At 60.5% G+C, this 15,100-nt stretch carries 14 protein-coding genes; 10 read left to right on the top strand and 4 right to left on the bottom strand.

What is annotated here, in order from left to right:
- Positions 1–5: 5 nt before the first annotated feature.
- The 4 genes from AC244Q_RS01550 to AC244Q_RS01535 are packed head-to-tail and all read left to right on the top strand — an operon-like array spanning position 6 to position 5,965.
- Positions 6–2,312 (top strand): sensor histidine kinase, encoded by a 2,307-nt coding sequence (locus tag AC244Q_RS01550; protein ID WP_206641047.1) that lies wholly within the window; start codon positions 6–8, stop codon positions 2,310–2,312.
- On the top strand, positions 2,299–2,724 hold the full coding sequence (locus AC244Q_RS01545; protein ID WP_003545468.1) for a response regulator: 426 nt from the start codon (positions 2,299–2,301) through the stop codon (positions 2,722–2,724). The genes AC244Q_RS01550 and AC244Q_RS01545 overlap by 14 nt, the downstream gene beginning before the upstream one ends.
- A gap of 4 nt (positions 2,725–2,728) precedes the next feature.
- Positions 2,729–4,324, top strand: coding sequence for a response regulator (locus AC244Q_RS01540; protein ID WP_012756033.1), 1,596 nt, complete (start codon positions 2,729–2,731; stop codon positions 4,322–4,324).
- 21 nt (positions 4,325–4,345) lie between these two features.
- Positions 4,346–5,965: a VOC family protein gene (locus tag AC244Q_RS01535; protein WP_206641046.1), complete on the top strand. Its 1,620-nt coding sequence runs from the start codon at positions 4,346–4,348 to the stop codon at positions 5,963–5,965.
- 12 nt (positions 5,966–5,977) lie between these two features.
- Here AC244Q_RS01535 and AC244Q_RS01530 read toward each other — a convergent pair whose 3' ends face one another.
- From AC244Q_RS01530 to AC244Q_RS01520, 3 genes are all read right to left on the bottom strand, one after another.
- Complete coding sequence (locus tag AC244Q_RS01530) at positions 5,978–6,883, bottom strand: DMT family transporter (protein WP_012756031.1); 906 nt, start codon at positions 6,881–6,883, stop codon at positions 5,978–5,980.
- A gap of 215 nt (positions 6,884–7,098) precedes the next feature.
- The gene (locus tag AC244Q_RS01525; protein WP_017992925.1) at positions 7,099–8,583 is read right to left on the bottom strand and encodes an FAD/NAD(P)-binding protein; all 1,485 of its coding nucleotides are present in this window, start codon (positions 8,581–8,583) and stop codon (positions 7,099–7,101) included.
- Between the two features lie 54 nt (positions 8,584–8,637).
- Entirely contained in the window at positions 8,638–9,066 is a 429-nt protein-coding gene (locus tag AC244Q_RS01520) for an OsmC family protein (protein WP_017992924.1), read from the bottom strand.
- Positions 9,067–9,211: 145 nt separating this feature from the next.
- Between AC244Q_RS01520 and AC244Q_RS01515 the strand changes: the two genes are divergently transcribed.
- Genes AC244Q_RS01515 through ku (AC244Q_RS01505) form a run of 3 tightly spaced genes read left to right on the top strand, consistent with a single transcriptional unit; the run spans position 9,212 to position 10,624 of the window.
- Positions 9,212–9,472, top strand: a complete 261-nt coding sequence (locus AC244Q_RS01515; RefSeq protein ID WP_011650444.1) for a hypothetical protein — start codon at positions 9,212–9,214, stop codon at positions 9,470–9,472.
- A gap of 46 nt (positions 9,473–9,518) precedes the next feature.
- Positions 9,519–9,752 carry a DUF2188 domain-containing protein gene (locus tag AC244Q_RS01510; protein WP_012756027.1) on the top strand — a complete coding sequence of 78 codons (234 nt, stop codon included), beginning with the start codon at positions 9,519–9,521 and terminating at the stop codon, positions 9,750–9,752.
- 17 nt (positions 9,753–9,769) lie between these two features.
- On the top strand, positions 9,770–10,624 hold the full coding sequence (gene ku, locus AC244Q_RS01505) for a non-homologous end joining protein Ku (protein WP_012756026.1): 855 nt from the start codon (positions 9,770–9,772) through the stop codon (positions 10,622–10,624).
- A gap of 177 nt (positions 10,625–10,801) precedes the next feature.
- On the opposite strand, the gene ku (AC244Q_RS01500) is transcribed toward ku (AC244Q_RS01505), so the two are convergent.
- The gene (ku, locus tag AC244Q_RS01500) at positions 10,802–11,608 is read right to left on the bottom strand and encodes a non-homologous end joining protein Ku (protein WP_128406006.1); all 807 of its coding nucleotides are present in this window, start codon (positions 11,606–11,608) and stop codon (positions 10,802–10,804) included.
- Between the two features lie 234 nt (positions 11,609–11,842).
- Between ku (AC244Q_RS01500) and AC244Q_RS01495 the strand changes: the two genes are divergently transcribed.
- The 3 genes from AC244Q_RS01495 to AC244Q_RS01485 all read left to right on the top strand — a co-directional run bounded on the left by AC244Q_RS01495 (position 11,843) and on the right by AC244Q_RS01485 (position 15,069).
- On the top strand, positions 11,843–12,577 hold the full coding sequence (locus tag AC244Q_RS01495; RefSeq protein WP_012756024.1) for a GDSL-type esterase/lipase family protein: 735 nt from the start codon (positions 11,843–11,845) through the stop codon (positions 12,575–12,577).
- Between the two features lie 43 nt (positions 12,578–12,620).
- The gene (locus AC244Q_RS01490) at positions 12,621–13,976 is read left to right on the top strand and encodes an O-antigen ligase family protein (RefSeq protein WP_012756023.1); all 1,356 of its coding nucleotides are present in this window, start codon (positions 12,621–12,623) and stop codon (positions 13,974–13,976) included.
- Between the two features lie 67 nt (positions 13,977–14,043).
- Positions 14,044–15,069: an acyltransferase family protein gene (locus AC244Q_RS01485; protein WP_017992920.1), complete on the top strand. Its 1,026-nt coding sequence runs from the start codon at positions 14,044–14,046 to the stop codon at positions 15,067–15,069.
- The last annotated feature ends 31 nt before the right edge of the window (positions 15,070–15,100 follow it).

Below are 15,100 nucleotides of genomic sequence, written 5' to 3'. Positions count from 1 at the left end.
TTCGAATGAACCTCGCTGTCCTTCGACATCACCATATCGCGGTTCCACTAAAATTCGATATACCTCATCGCAAATCATTTCGCAAAAAGCGCGGCACCGCCCTGCCTTGGCTATTGAGTATTCCTCGATTTCGGAAAAGATGGCCGCGCAAACCGAAGGAGGACACAGGGGTGCAGGATCAGGGCAACGTGGACCTGCAGGACCAGCCAAGACAGCACTACCGAGCCTTTGCGATTGCCGTCGGCTGCCTGATGTTGCTTCTCGGCGCGACGGCGCTTACCGGCTGGCTGCTGCAGGCCGAGATTGTCATCTCGCTGGTTCCCGGCTTTCCGTCGATGGCTTTCAACACCGCGCTCTGCTTTGTGCTTTCCGGCGCAGGGCTGGCCGCCTCGACACTGGCCGCCCGCCGTTTTCGAATAATGGCAGCGATCACGATGGGGCTTGCGGCGGCGATCGCCGCGGCCCGCCTCGTCGAAATCGTCACAATCGGGCGGAGTTTTCACAATGTCGACGTGCTGATCTCGCGCTTTCTGGTTTCGGCGGATTTCCTCGCCGAGATCGGCGGCGGCATGGGGCCGAACACGGCATTGGTCTTCCTGATTGCCAATCTTTCGCTGCTGCTCTCGCTCCAGGTGGAGAAGTCGAGAAGCCAGGTGGTGCAGGAATTGACGAGCTATGTCGTTATCACGCTCGGCATGATCGCGCTGGCCAGCTATGTCACCGATGCCGAACAGGGCTACCGCTGGGGCCCCTATGCGGCGATGGCGCTGCACACGGCGGCCGGCATGGTAATCTTCGGCTCGGGGCTTCTCGCCCGCTCCTGGTGGATGCAGCCGGCAAACCGGGCACAGATCCCGCTCTGGATCCCGGCTGCGGTCTGCTTCACCGGTCTTCTCGTCGATCTCTATACGCCGCTGGGTGTCGCCAACGGCATTCTCTACGTACCGCTGGTGCTGACGGCGCTCTGGTTCGGCAACCGGAACGCGCCGCTTTTCTTCGCCTTTGCCTGCACCGTGCTCCTGATGCTCGGCTTCTTCGCCGTCAAGCATAACGAGGCGGCGTTCTGGCAGGAAATCGCCAACCGTGCCATCACGGCTGCCACGCTTTGGCTGATCGCGATCCTCGTCTTCTATTTCATGCGCAACAACTATAACCTCGAAACCGAGCGCGTCCGCTTCGGCGCGCTGGTGCGCGGCACGCCCGATGCCGTCGTCGTCATCGACGAGCGTGGAACGATCAGGAATTTCAATCCGGCGGCTGAAAGCATGTTCGGTTACTCCCCGCAGGAGACGATCGGCAAGAACATCAAGATGCTGATGCCCGAACCCTACCATTCCGAGCATGACGGCTATCTCGCCCACTACCGGCAGACTGGCGACGAGCGCATCATCGGCACGACGCGCATGGTCTCCGGACGACGCAAGAACGGCATCGTCTTTCCGATCGACGTTTCCATCAGCGCCGTCGTCACCGGCCATACGAAGACCTTCGTCGGTATCGTGCGCGACATCAGCGAGCGCGTCCGGCAGGAAGAACGGATGAAAACGACGCTTTCCCAGCTTGAGGCCTATACGGCCGAACTCGAGCGCAGCAACCACGACCTCGATGAATTCGCCTATATCGCCTCGCATGATCTCAAGGAACCGCTGCGCGGCCTGCACAACCACTCCCGCTTCCTGTTGGAAGATTATGAAGACAAGCTCGATGCGGACGGCGTGCGCCGGCTGAACCGGCTCGTGCGTCTCAGCCAGCGCATGGAGAAACTCGTCAACGAGCTTCTTTATTTCTCCCGGCTCGGACGCCAGCAGCTGGCGGTCAAACGCACCGATATCGGCCTGATCGTCAAGGATGTCGTCGCGACGATGGAGTTGCTACTCGAGGAACGACACGCCAAGGTGATCATCGACGGCCGGCTGCCGGAGGTGGTCTGCGACGCGACGCGGCTGACCGAAGTGTTCCGCAATCTCATTACCAACGCGATCAAATACAATGACAAGCCGGCGCCGCTCGTCTCGATCGGCTATCTTGATCGGTTCGTCGGCAAGGACGGCACGGTTGCCCGCAACGTGTTTTTCGTTAAGGATAACGGCAAGGGCATTCCGCGGGAATTCCACGAGGATATTTTCCGCATTTTCAAACGGCTGGAAAAGTCGCAGGATTCCGACGACGGGACCGGAGCAGGCCTCACCTTCGTTCGCAAGATCATCGCCCGGCACAATGGCGATATCTGGCTGGAATCCGAGGTCGGCACCGGCACGACATTCTACTTCACTCTGGGAAAAAAGCGCGAGGGGCAGAATGCAGCAGCGTGATACGCAACCGATCCTGATCGTCGAGGACAGCGAAGACGATTTCGAAGCGACGATGCGCGCCTTCAAACGCACCAATCTGCGCAACTCGATCCGCTGGGCGGCCTCCGGTCAGGAAGCGCTCGACATGCTCGCCGAGATGGTGCCGAAACCGGGGCTGATCCTGCTTGACCTCAACATGCCGGGTCTTGACGGCCGCAAGACGCTGGAGGCGATCAAGTCGAACGCCGGCTGGCGCAAGATCCCGGTGGTCATCCTCACGACCTCCGACGACGAACGCGATATCGAAGGCTGCTACGCGCTCGGCGCCAATACCTATGTGCAGAAGCCGGTGGATCTCGACGGGCTCTTTGCCGCGATCCAGCGGCTGAAGGAATACTGGTTCGAAATCGCGATCCTGCCACTCGAGGACTGACAGATTGGCGGAACACTGCTCTATTCTCATCATCGACGACAACATCGACGATCTCGAGGTCTATCGCCGCATATTGGGCCGCGTTTCCAGCACTGCCTATACCGTCGTGGAGGCGGAGACGGGCGAAGAGGGCCGTGCGCTGAATGGCCGGAAACGGCCGGACTGCATCCTGCTCGACTATTCGCTGCCTGGGCGCGACGGGCTCGGCGTTCTTGCCGATATCCTGGAGGATGATCCCGCCGCCAACGTCATCATGCTGACCGGCCAGGGCAGTGAGACCGTGGCCGTCGAGGTGATGAAGAGCGGGGCACGCGACTATCTGACAAAGGATTCGCTTTCGCCCGAGACGCTGCATCGTTGCATTCAGAACGCCATCATGCACGGCATGCTGGAGGCGAAACTGGAGCAGAAGCGGCAGTCGCTGGAGATTTTCACCCGCGCCATGGCCCATGATCTGAAGGAGCCGCTCCGGACGATCAAATCCTTCACCCGCATCCTGCACGGTTCTGCGGCGCTGCCGGCCGAAGACCGGGAATTGCTCGATTACGTGCTCAGCGCGGCCGACCATATGGAAGACCTGATCGTCAAGGTCTCGGGCTTCACCAAGCTCGAGGCCTCCGGCGGACTGGAGCTCAGGCCGGTCTCGCTCTCTGATGTGCTCGACCAGGTGGAGGACAATCTGCGCCAGCAGACCGAAAGCCGTGGAGCCGTCATCATCCGCGGGGCGCTGCCGGAGGTCATGGGCGATGCGACGCTGCTGACCCAGCTCCTGCAGAACCTGGTGTCGAACGCCATCCGCTATTGCGAGCAGAAGGTTCCGGAGATCAGCATCACAGGCGAAGCGCAGGGCGATACCTGCCGCCTCACGGTGCGTGACAACGGGCCCGGCATCGACCCCGAGCACCGCGAACTGATCTTCCAGCCGTTCAAGCGTCTCGTCGGCCGTGGCATCGAAGGCACCGGGCTCGGCCTTGCCATCTGCCGCCGCATCGCGCAGATGCATGGCGGCTCGATCTGGTGCGAGGCAGAAAATGGGCCGGGCGCCACCTTCATTCTCGAAGTGCCGCTCGCCGAGGCGAGGCCCGTGCCATCAGCCGCATCGGCCGTGCCGCACAGCACAAGGCCGGCGGAGCAGCAAGCCGAAGGTTCGGGCAGGCTTGCCGAAGTGCTGCTGGTGGAAGACAGCCCGGCCGACATTCAACTTCTGAAGATCAAGCTGATGCGGAGGGAGAAGGTGAACTTCAACCTGCATGTCGCCACCAACGGGCGCGAGGCGATGCGGCTGCTCGAAGAACGCGCCGGCATTGCCGATCTGCCGCAGATCGACCTCATGCTGCTCGACATCAACATGCCGATCATGGACGGCTTCGAGGTGCTGCATGCGCTTTCAGCCGACGTGCGCCTCAAGCAAATTCCCGTCTGCATCCTCAGCACATCAAGCGACGAGAGCGACATGCGGCGGGCCAGAAATCTCGGTGCGCGCGCCTATATGGTCAAGCCGCCGACCCTGCAGCAACTAGAAGAGGCACTCGAAGATGTCGAGAATTTGGAGTTGTTGCAGCGCGGCGATTCGCTTGCGCTTTGTGCGGAACAAAACTAAGCGATCGTCATTGGCAACGGTATGACCTTCGCAGCTCTCATACTCGCGCTCCTGACGACGCCGCTTCAATCAGGACTGCTCTCGATGGTATCAGGTATACATCACGTCACGGCCGTCACCCGAAAGGTGCAGGCGAACGTGGACTTTTACGCGGGATTTCTCGGCATGCGGCTCGTCAAGCAGACAGCCGGTTACGAGGACGCGACGCAGCTTCATCTCTTCTATGGCGATGGAGAGGGGACGCCGGGTTCGCTGCTGACCTTCCTCGCCTGGGAAGATGGTGCGCCCGGCCGGGCCGGCTATGGCCAGATCAGCGAAATATCGCTGTCGATCAACCCCACCAGCATCGGCTACTGGCTGACGCGTGCCATGAGCTTCGGCCTCAGCTCCGAGGGACCGGCCGACGAATTCGGCGAGCCTGTCCTACGGCTGAAGGACCCTGACAACATCATCCTCAAGCTCGCCGGCGCAAAGAGCCTGGTATCGCCGGCCGCCTGGGACGGCGCCTCGATCCCGGTCGAGCATGCCATCCAGCGGGTGCGCGGCGCAACCATGCTGACGGAGAAGCCCACCGAAAGCCGCAGCTTCCTCGAGAGCCATTTCGGTTACCGCTTCCAGGCCAGCCGCGGCACGATCGACAGGCTGGTGTCGCAATCCGGCGACATTATCGACGTGCGCGATGCGCGCGGCTTCTGGTCCGGCGCGCCAGGCACCGGGACGGTCGATCACGTCGCCTTCCGCGCCGCCGACGAGGAGACGCTGCTTGTCGTTCGCAAGGCTCTGGAGGCGACTGACGCATCGCCGACCAACATGCATGACCGTAAATATTTCCGCTCGCTCTATGCCCGCGAGCCCGGCGGTACGCTGGTGGAGCTCGCCACCGACAAGCCCGGCATGACCGTGGACGAAGAGCAGGCCGCCCTCGGGGGGAAGCTGTTCGCACCGCCCGAAGCCATCACCAATCTTCACGACCTGAAGGTGATGCTGCCGCAATTTTCGATGCCCGGCCAGCCGCGTGTCAATTATCGCGAGCTGCCATTCGTCCACCGTTTCTATACGCCCCCCGATCCCGACGGCAGCGTCTTCGTGCTGTTGCACGGCTCCGGCGGCAACGAGACGACGCTGATGCCACTGTTGAACAAAGCGGCGCCGCGGGCGACGCTGCTCGGCGTGCGCGGCCGGGCGACGGAGGAAGGTTTTCCGCGCTGGTACAAGCGCATTACGCCCTTCTCCTTCGACCAGAACGACATCAAGACCGAGGCGGAGGCCTTCGCGGCCTTTATCGAGGGCGCCGTCAAATCCTACGGGCTCGATCCTCAGAAGGTCGTCTATGTCGGTTATTCCAATGGCGCCAACTTTTTAAACTCGCTGCTCTACCTACACCCGCACCTGGTTCACAAGGCCGTGCTGCTGCGTTCCATGCCTGTGCTCAGCGATTATCCGCATGCCGATCTGAAAGGCACGGACCTGCTCGTCATCAGCGGCAAGACGGATGCCTATGGCAAATATGCGAGCGAGTTGGAAGGGAGGCTGAAGAGTTCGGGCGCCACCGTCGATTCCGACGTCATCCCCGGCGGCCACGATCTCGGCGATGCCGACATTCCGATCATCCAGAAATGGCTGCTGCAGGAAAACCGCTGATCTGCCGCGGCTTCACACCTGAACGCGGGATGTCCGGGCAATCATGATGCCGGCCAGCACGACGGCGCCGCCGAGCGCCTGCATCGTTCCGATCGCCTCGTTAAGCAGCGCCCAGGCCAGGATTGCCGCAACGACCGGCTGCAGCAGCAGTGTCAGCGAGGAAAAGGCCGGCGGCAGATAGGCGAGCGCATAGGTGATCGCCACCTGTCCGCCGGCATGGCTGATAAAGGCGAGGCCGAAGACGATCGACCAGCCATAGACGGTCGCGGGCAGCATATGGCCCTCGTAGATCAGGCCGATCGGAAAGATGCAGGCGGCAGCGCAGGTCGTGCTCCACAGCATGATGCGGAGCGTATCGAAGCGGCTGCGCAGCCTGCCGATCGCAAGGATGTAGCAGGCATAGAAGAAGGCGGCGATCATCGCGATGCCGTCGCCGCGAAGGTCGCCATTGCCGATGGCTGCCGGTCCGCCCTTCAGAATGACGACGCCTGAGAGCGCAAGGACAAGCCCGAGCGCGAAGCCGCGGCTGATCCGCGCGCTGAAAAAGACGAAGGCAATCAGCGTGACGAAAACAGGTGCGAGGTTGGCAAGCAGAGTCGCATTGGCGACCGACGTCATGGTGAGCGAAAGATGCCAGGCGGCAAGGTCAAGCGCCAAGATGACGCCTGGGAGAATGAGCATGCCGTAGTCGGAAAGGCTTTGCGGCTTCGGCCCCCTTTCCTTCTTCAGCAGCGAGACGATGACGATCGGGATCAACGCCAGCGCCACACGCCAGAAGGCCGTCGCCATCGGTCCGACTTCGGACAGCCTGACGAAGATCGGCGAGCCGCCGATCGCCGCGCCGCCGAGAAGGAGCGCCGCAAGGGCGAAACGATTGGAAGGCGAGGCTTCGGAAAGGGTGGGGGCGGCCTGCGACATGGTCTCGATATTTCTGGTCGCCCGAATGCCGGGCCGGCGGGATATTACAGCGCCGCGCGTCTTTTCAGACGCGCAAAGGACGCTGTAACACTTTAAATTGCTGCATAATTTTATCCTTAAATCGCCTTCGATTTAAGGAATTATGCAGTGATGGCCGAGGGACTATCAGAAGTCGATCACCGGGGACAGTCGAAGAGCGACATATTGGTGGAAAATCAGGCAGGATGCCTATTCGTCGCGCTGGTCCGCAGCTTTTCGGCAATCTCGCCGGCGACGAAAAAGGCATGCTCGGTCACCTGCGGCAGTCCCATCAGCTCGCCGAATGTACCGCGCGCCAGCGGGCCGGAGATCAGCAGCGAGGGATCTACCTTTCCTGACGGGCCGATCGCCTCCGAGCGCTCGGTGCAGGCAAGGCCGAGGCCGGTCGGGTCGAGCGCCAGGTGACCGTTCGCCGCGAGTGCTGCGAGCCAGGGTTGGGTGTCGAGAATACCGCCATGCGCCGGGCCGGTGGTGACGACGACGGCGTCATAGCGCCGCTCCAACGGCTGGCGCTGATGACGCGGCTGCAGGGAGCAAAGAATGAGCTCGCCCTCGATGCGCGCATCGGCGACCGAGCCGGCCAGGATATCCAGACGGCCCGAGGTAACAGCTGCGTCGAGCACGGCCTCGACCTGCGGGGCGATCCGGAAACGATGCACATCCCAATAGGGACGCAGATGGCGGACGAGACGGCGTCGTTCGGCGACCGGCAGCGCCTGCCAGAGATCGTATCCCTGCGCCCGCACCTGGTCGATCACCCCATGCCAGCTTATGCCCTGCGCCTTCGCCGCACCTATGGCGGTACGGATCCCTCTCAGCAGCGACACGGCGGAATGGGCTGCACTGGAGACGAAATCGCCGAAGAGTTCCTGCGGTACCAGCGGATGGCCGCGAGACCGCAGCCCGCGGCGCGAGATCGCGGTCACCGAACCGTCATGCCCGCGCTGCGCCAGCGAGGCGATGACATCGGCGGCCGTCAGGCCATTGCCAATGACCAGCACCCGGTCATGCGGGCGGATCACGTCGAGCGCGTTCGGCTTGGTGGTATCGGCGACGAAACGGGGATGGGCAGCAAGCCGGCTCCCAAGCCGGCCTGGGGCTGTCGGCGGCGGATGGCTGGTGGCGATCGCGACGATATCGGCCTTCGTCACGCCGCCTCTGTCGTCGCGGATTGACCAGCGGCCGGCACAGCGTTCGACAGCCGTCACTGCAGCGCGGCAATGACGCACGCTACCGTCTTCCAGTAGCGGCTTCAGCAGCGAGGCGACATAATCGCCGAACAGCCGGCGCCGGGGGAAGAGCGAGCCATCGGGCTGCCTGGCCTCAGGGTCGCCGGCGACCGCATCGCGGACTTCGATCCAGGCCAGGAATTCGCCCAGGTCATCTGGCTGCAGGCTCATCTTGGCGGCTGGAACATTGATGCGGTGGGCCGGATCGGCCGTGTCGTAGGCAAGGCCGCGGCCGAGTTCGGCACGCGGCTCGAAAACCACGATGGCAGGGCGCTCGCCGCAGTTGGCTCTCGCGAGATGATAGGCGACGCCGGCGCCGGAGACACCGCCGCCGATGATGGCGACGACGGGCTGTTCAGACGTCGGGAGAGGCTTGGGCTGCATGGTGGCCGGGATCATTGCTTTCGATGCCCGAGCATAGAAGCCGGGCATTGGTCACGCAATCCTCCGCTCTCGATTGTCTATAATTATTATGTAGATTTAGCCTTACCCCAATATCGTCGTCGAGAACTCGGGATTGCCGCGGATGGTGTTGCTCACGGTGCAGATCTCGTCTTCGGCGGCATGGGCAATTTTCTGCCGGGTTTCCTCGTCGATATCGCCCTTGATCGAAAAGGCGATGTTGAACTTGGCGACGCGCGAAAGGCCTTCCGTCGCTTTCTCGCCGGTGACCTCGGCAGTGATCTCGCTGATCTTGTCGAGAATGCCCATCTGGCTGGCGGCGATGCGGGCGCTGAGCACCAGACAGGCCGAGAGCGAGGAATAGAGCAAATCGAGCGGATTGAAACCCGGCTGCGACGGCCCGGTGACGATATCTATTTCGCCCTTGGTGGCGGAGGTGACGTGCGGGAAACCGGTACGGCCGAGAACGGCGGTGGCGCCGGTCGGGCGGGGACGAGCCTTGAGATCGGCCATGTTGAAATCCTCTGGCGAACATGTTGCAGATAGTAATTTCCGCCTGAGGCGGCAATGGCAAGCGGCGGCCCATCGGTTTCGGAACCTTTCGATCCGTCATCAGTTGAATACACCTGAACGAAATCAGTGACAAAGGTGGATTGCGATGCCTGACGTCCGCAGCATGGATAACCAAGGCCGGCGGATGGATGCTCGCGATCGGCTGATCGTTGCGCTCTATGCGCAGCTGAAAGCCGAGCGGGAAACCCGCGAAACGCTGGAATGGGCGATCCGAAATGGCGCCGTCTCACAGGAAGTGCTGGAAGCCATCGCTGCTGATCCGGTTCCCGTCGTCACCAGCGAGGATATCGCCTCGCTGGAGAAGATCATCGCGCTCGATGAACGGCGCAAAGCAAATCGGAACTAGCCGACGACATCATGCACCCTATTTGAGTGAGAAGAGGAGATCCGAAATGGCCGATATCACCTATCAGGTCGTGCCGCATGACAATGGCTGGGCCTACAAGCTCGGCGACACACTTTCGGAAACCTATGCGACAGCGGATGAAGCGATCATCCATGCCAAGGACGCCGCATCGCGCCAGAAGATCGGCGATGGCGATGCGTTGCTCGCCTATCCCGCGCCCGACGGCCGTGGCTGGGCATTTCAGGAACTCGAAACCGACAAGAGCGGCAGCCGGCTCTGATTGCGACGGAGGATGGAATGGCCGCTCGGGCAAGCTGGAAGGGTCATCTGAAGGTGGGCGACCTTGCCTGCGCCGTCGGGCTCTACACCGCCGTTTCCTCCTCCGACCGCGTCTCCTTCAACATCATCAACCGCAGGACCGGCCACCGGGTGGAACGGCAATTCGTCGACAGCGAGACCGGAAAGCCGGTCGAGCGGGGCGACCAGGTCAAGGGCTACCAGATGGAGAATGGCGATTACATCGTCATCGAGGGCGACGAGATCGCCGAAATCATGCCGGAAAGCGACAAGGTCCTCAATATCAAGGCTTTCATCGCCTATGACGATATCGACAAGCTCTATTTCGACCGCCCTTATTATCTCGCGCCCGTCGACGAACATGACGAAGAGGCGCTGTCGCTGATCGCCAGGGGCATGCGTGACGGCAAGGTCGCGGCGCTGGCCGAAGCCGTGCTTTTCCGGCGCAACCGGACACTGCTGATCCGTCCGCATGACGACTACATCGTCGCGACGATGCTGAATTTCGACTACGAGGTGCGCTCGGCCGAGACGGTTTTCGAGGACATTCCCGACATCAAGTTCGACAAGGAAATGATCGCGCTTGCGGGCCATATCATTGGCACCAAACAAGGCAGCTTCGAACCGAGCACATACGAAGATCGCTACGAAGCCGCCCTCGTCGAGTTGGTGAAGGCGAAGATCGAGGGCCGGGCGCCACCGAAGAAGAAACCGGCCCCGGAACGCAAGGTCGTCGACCTGATGGAAGCGCTGCGCCAAAGCGCCAAGATGAGCGGCAACGCTCCAGCAAAGAAGGCCCTGGCGAAGAAGAAGGCACCGGCGCGCAGCGACAGCCGCAGCAAGAAGGCAAGCTGAGATGGCCTCGACCCTGGCGGGCGATGGGCAATCTCAAGCGCACCCGAGCTCGCGCGAATGCATCGGTTTGTCGCGCCGGCGAAGCCGCCGGACTTAAGCGCGTCAAAGTGGATTCCCGCGGCGCGCTTTAAATCTTTGATTTATATATGCAGTTTCCCGAAATCTCTGGCCACTTTTTCATTGGCGCGGCTTCTGGCCGCCTTCGGCCGCCAGGCTTTTTTTCAGCGCATCCATGATATTAATGACGTTGCCGGTCGATTTCACCGGTGCAGGTTTTTGCGCAGGCGCCGCCTTCTTCAGGCTCTTCTGCTTGCCGCGGATCATCGACTTCAGGCGTTTCTGAATCGGGTCCTGCACCATGGCCGGGCTCCAATTCTTCGTCTCTTCCTTCACCAGTTGCGTCATCAGCGCAAGCAGCTTGCTGTCGATTTCAGTTTTGCTGTCGAGTTCGGCCACGGGGTCCCGCACTTCGTCGCCATAGCGCAGGGTCCAGAGAACGATGCCTTTGCCCAGCGGTTCCAGCAGCACCGCACGCTCGCGGCGATAGAGGACAAGGCGGGCGATGCCGACGACGTCATTCGCCTTCATCGCCTCGCGGATGACGCAGAAGGCTTCCACTCCGACCTTGTCCTCCGGCGCCAGAAAATGCGGTTTGTCGTACCAGATCCAATCGATCGAGCCGCGCGGCACGAAATTGTCGATCTCGATGGTGCGGGTGCTTTCGAGCCCGACTTCCTCGATCTCCTCGTCTTCGAGAAGAACATAGTCATCCTCGCCGCGCGGATAACCCTTCACCTGGTCCCTCTCGGCCACCGGTTTGTGGGTGACGCTGTCGACATAGCGGCTTTCGACGCGGTTCTTCGTCTGGCGATTGAGGACGTGGAAACGGACCTTGTTGCTTTCGGTCGTCGCCGGCGTCAGCGAGACGGCGGCGGTGACGAGCGAGAGCTTGAGATAACCTTTCCAGAATGTCTGACGTGCCATGTCTGTCATGTCTCCCGGACACGGTGGGGCATGGCAATCAACGGCGGGTTCGGTCTTTGGTTCCGGCAATTGACGATTTCGTTGATCGGATGCGGTCGGTGCATGTCCATTTCATGGATCGGCTGCCATGCCCGAGCATTGCGGGCGGAGAGACCAGAACCACTCTTTCCTTGCCACCGCCATTTTCCTCTTCAATAATGAAAGCCCCAAGACGTCAGGATATCGGTCATCTGAATGTTGCGACTTTTCGCCAACCTCGTCATCGTCCTCGCATTGAATTTCCTTCTCATCGTCGGCAATGCTGGGCCGTCCTTCGCACAGGAATGCCCTGACCCTGCAAAAGCGACGAACGCCTCGGCCCAGCAAAAGCAGGCAAGCAAGCGACTTAATCGCGCTCTTCCCAGCTATCGCGTCAAATCGGCCCGATACAATCTGGCTCTTGTCGGCGATTCGCTCGTCGAACTCTGGCAGCCCTGGATCAAGGACAGCTTTCCCACCCGCCCGGCGATGAACCTCGCGGTCGCCGGCGACACCACGCAAAATGCATTGTACCGCCTCGATGATCTAGACCTTCCGGATTTCCATCCGACGGATGTCGTCGTGCTTATCGGCACGAATAACCTGGGTGCGAAAACGGCGCCATGCGCCGTGGCGGCGGGTGTCGTGGCTGTTGTCAGCAAGGTTCGCGCTCTTTGGCCAGGCGCCCATATTTATGCGTTGTCCATACCGCCTCGGGGCAAGCGCTACGCCTTCTACGAGGATGTCCGAATTCCGGCCAACCAACTTGTCGCATCGTCATTGGCTGAAATGCCTGGTGTCACCTTCGTTCAAATGAACGATGATATGTTGCGGTGCGGCAAACCAAGCGATAAGGATTGTTCCAACTACAAGCCTGACCATCTTCATTTCAATGAAGGGGCATACAAGCTGATCACGAGCTTCCTCGCCGCAGCGGGTCTGCAGCTTTGATTTTTGCCGCTCAGGTGGTTACCAAAACGTAAGGCGGAATGTCATGAGCACCTCATTTGACAGCTACCAACCGATTGGCCTGCAAAGACATAGACCCAGAGCTCGCGCGCAATATCGCATTCGGCGTGAAACCCTCGTTCGGATCCTCCTCTCGGCAATATTTTATATTTCCCTCTGGAGAGCGACTGGCATGTGGTACGGGCTGCCCGCCGACTTCCAGGAGGGTGTCGGCAAAGATCCCATGCCAATGCGACTGTTGCTGATGTCGCTCGTTCCACTCATCGGCCTCTACTGCTTGCTGGAGCCCAGGCGAGTCGTTGAAATGCTCCGCAGCGCCTCGCCGCTGGTCGGCATAATCTGCTTATGCGTCTTTCTGTCGATTGCTTTTTCCGTCAGCGTTACAGCCTCGCTCCGGGCTCTCGTCGCCGTCGCATTGCTGACTGCTGGACCCCTTCTTTACCGAGCCCGTTATGGAGCCGTCGACACATTTGAAAGCTTGGCGAAATTTGCCATTGCCACGGCTTTCATCAATATTCTTTACACGGCAGCCTTTCCCCGGTTTGCGGTGATGAGAGGCAGTTATGCCGGGATGGTGAAAGGGGCGTTCTACCACAAAAATATGCTCGGCCAGTTTTCGGCAACAAACTTCATCCTGCTACTTCCAGCCCTGCCGATGTGGCGCCTGCGCTATTATGATCTCCTGCGATGGGCGGCAATGCTGCTCTACCTCGTGCTCATCGTGCTGGCGAAATCATCGACGGCGATCATCCTGCTTTCGATCGGAATAGCCGTATACTACGGAATGAGCTGGATTCAGCGCTTTCCAGGCCGCATCTTCAGATCCTTCGTCGTTCTTCTTGCATTCGCCCTGCTAGGCTTCGTCGTCTCCGTCGCGTTGATGGGTGTGGCCCAGGCGATTGCCGAGTCATTCGGGAAAGACCTTACGCTCAGCGGACGTACGAATGTCTGGGAACAGTTGCTGCCGCTGATCTACGAGCGGCCGTTTTCAGGCTGGGGATTCGCCTTGTTCCGACAGCCCGATATCATGGAGCAATATGTTCGCCTTACGTGGGACGCTCAATCGACACACAACACCTATATCGAACTTGCGCTGAACATGGGCATACCAGCCACCATCATCTGGACCTCGTTCGTCGTGGTGCGGCTCGTGGGGAAGATGACCTCGTCACCCCTCAATCAAGCGCTCGCCATCACCAAGCGAAAGGAGGTTGTCATTATCCTCCTGATCTTGATCGGCGCGTTCACCGAAGCCGGAATGATGCTGGCCCCCTTCATCTTGTGGCCCCACACCGTGATCGCGCTTACGAGCCTTGGCCCGGAGTTCCTGTCCCGCTTCCGCAAACCGACCCAGGCAGGGGCGCAACATGCATCAGGCTAAAAAGATGACTTCAAATAGTCGTAGACTGGTTGGCCTCGATGGGATTCGTGGCTTGGCGGCCATTTGTGTGGCAGTGCATCACACCGAAGGGTTCGTCGGATTTGATGCAGCACCTGCTGCCTATCTCGCCGTCGACCTGTTTTTTTGTCTCAGCGGCTTCGTGATCGGCCACGCCTATGAGAGGAAACTCATTCAAGAGTCTTCACTCTCTGCCAATGATTTTGCCATCAAGCGTCTCATCCGCTTATACCCCCTGTATCTGCTCGGTTTGCTGCTCGGCGTACTCGCATATGCCGGCATGTCGCTCAGCAGAAATCAGCAAATCGATCCGATGCTGTTTGCCACCTCGTTGATTGCCTCGATGTTCTTCCTGCCGGCGATCGGTGGAACATCGCTGAAGGCGCCGAACCTGTTCCCCTTCAACGGTCCGTCATGGTCCCTATTCCTGGAGATCGTGATCAACCTGGCCTACGGCTATGCGGCGAGAATGCTGTCCAGCGGCGTACTCGCACTCATCCTGCTTGCGTCATGGGTTTGGCTGGCGGCGCAAACGCTGGCCCATGGAAGCGCCGACCTGATCCCGCTCGACGGCGCCTTGCTCTCCGGATTTCCCCGCGTTCTCTTTTCTTTCAGCCTCGGCATCTTGATGTACCGCTACCGTCAGCGGCTTTCCCCTTCAGGCATCGGAAAAGCCGCCGCAGTGACAACAATCGTCGTCGCGACCGCTCTTCTCGTCTTCCAGGCGCCGGCCGCCTGGGTTGGCATAAAGGACCTGATTGTCATCACTGTTTTATTTCCTATCGCCGTGCTTGTCCTTTACACAGCCAACTTCGATGGCGTGTTGCGGCAGCCCCTTCTTATTGCGGGAGAGGCGTCTTACGCGCTCTATGCAATTCATGTTCCGCTGCTGGGCTTGCTGTTGGGAGCCTGGAAAGCCGCTGGCTTGGGACAACCGCCAGCCTGGGCGATCTTTGCCATCGTTCTTCCGCTGATCGTCCTATTGGCCATTGTCGTCACCCGCCTCTACGATGAACCGGTTCGCAAAGCGCTCAGCGCAGGAAAGGCCATGAGACTTCGCTGGCGTCGATCCTGATTTTGCGCGATCCGGGCCCCCGTCGCACGGC

Source organism: Rhizobium sp. CB2179 (genome assembly GCF_057653455.1).
The sequence above is the reverse complement of the archived record's forward strand: the minus strand, read 5'-3'. Positions and strand labels throughout refer to the sequence as shown.

Coding starts and splice junctions, on each gene's coding strand:
- ku (WP_128406006.1), bottom strand. CDS start 11,608: ATGGCACGTCAGACATTCTGGAAAGGTTATCTCAAGCTCTCGCTCGTC.
- AC244Q_RS01545 (WP_003545468.1), top strand. CDS start 2,299: ATGCAGCAGCGTGATACGCAACCGATCCTGATCGTCGAGGACAGCGAA.
- AC244Q_RS01495 (WP_012756024.1), top strand. CDS start 11,843: ATGTTGCGACTTTTCGCCAACCTCGTCATCGTCCTCGCATTGAATTTC.
- AC244Q_RS01530 (WP_012756031.1), bottom strand. CDS start 6,883: ATGTCGCAGGCCGCCCCCACCCTTTCCGAAGCCTCGCCTTCCAATCGT.
- AC244Q_RS01510 (WP_012756027.1), top strand. CDS start 9,519: ATGGCCGATATCACCTATCAGGTCGTGCCGCATGACAATGGCTGGGCC.
- AC244Q_RS01520 (WP_017992924.1), bottom strand. CDS start 9,066: ATGGCCGATCTCAAGGCTCGTCCCCGCCCGACCGGCGCCACCGCCGTT.
- AC244Q_RS01550 (WP_206641047.1), top strand. CDS start 6: ATGAACCTCGCTGTCCTTCGACATCACCATATCGCGGTTCCACTAAAA.
- AC244Q_RS01535 (WP_206641046.1), top strand. CDS start 4,346: ATGACCTTCGCAGCTCTCATACTCGCGCTCCTGACGACGCCGCTTCAA.
- AC244Q_RS01525 (WP_017992925.1), bottom strand. CDS start 8,583: ATGCCCGGCTTCTATGCTCGGGCATCGAAAGCAATGATCCCGGCCACC.
- ku (WP_012756026.1), top strand. CDS start 9,770: ATGGCCGCTCGGGCAAGCTGGAAGGGTCATCTGAAGGTGGGCGACCTT.
- AC244Q_RS01515 (WP_011650444.1), top strand. CDS start 9,212: ATGCCTGACGTCCGCAGCATGGATAACCAAGGCCGGCGGATGGATGCT.
- AC244Q_RS01490 (WP_012756023.1), top strand. CDS start 12,621: ATGAGCACCTCATTTGACAGCTACCAACCGATTGGCCTGCAAAGACAT.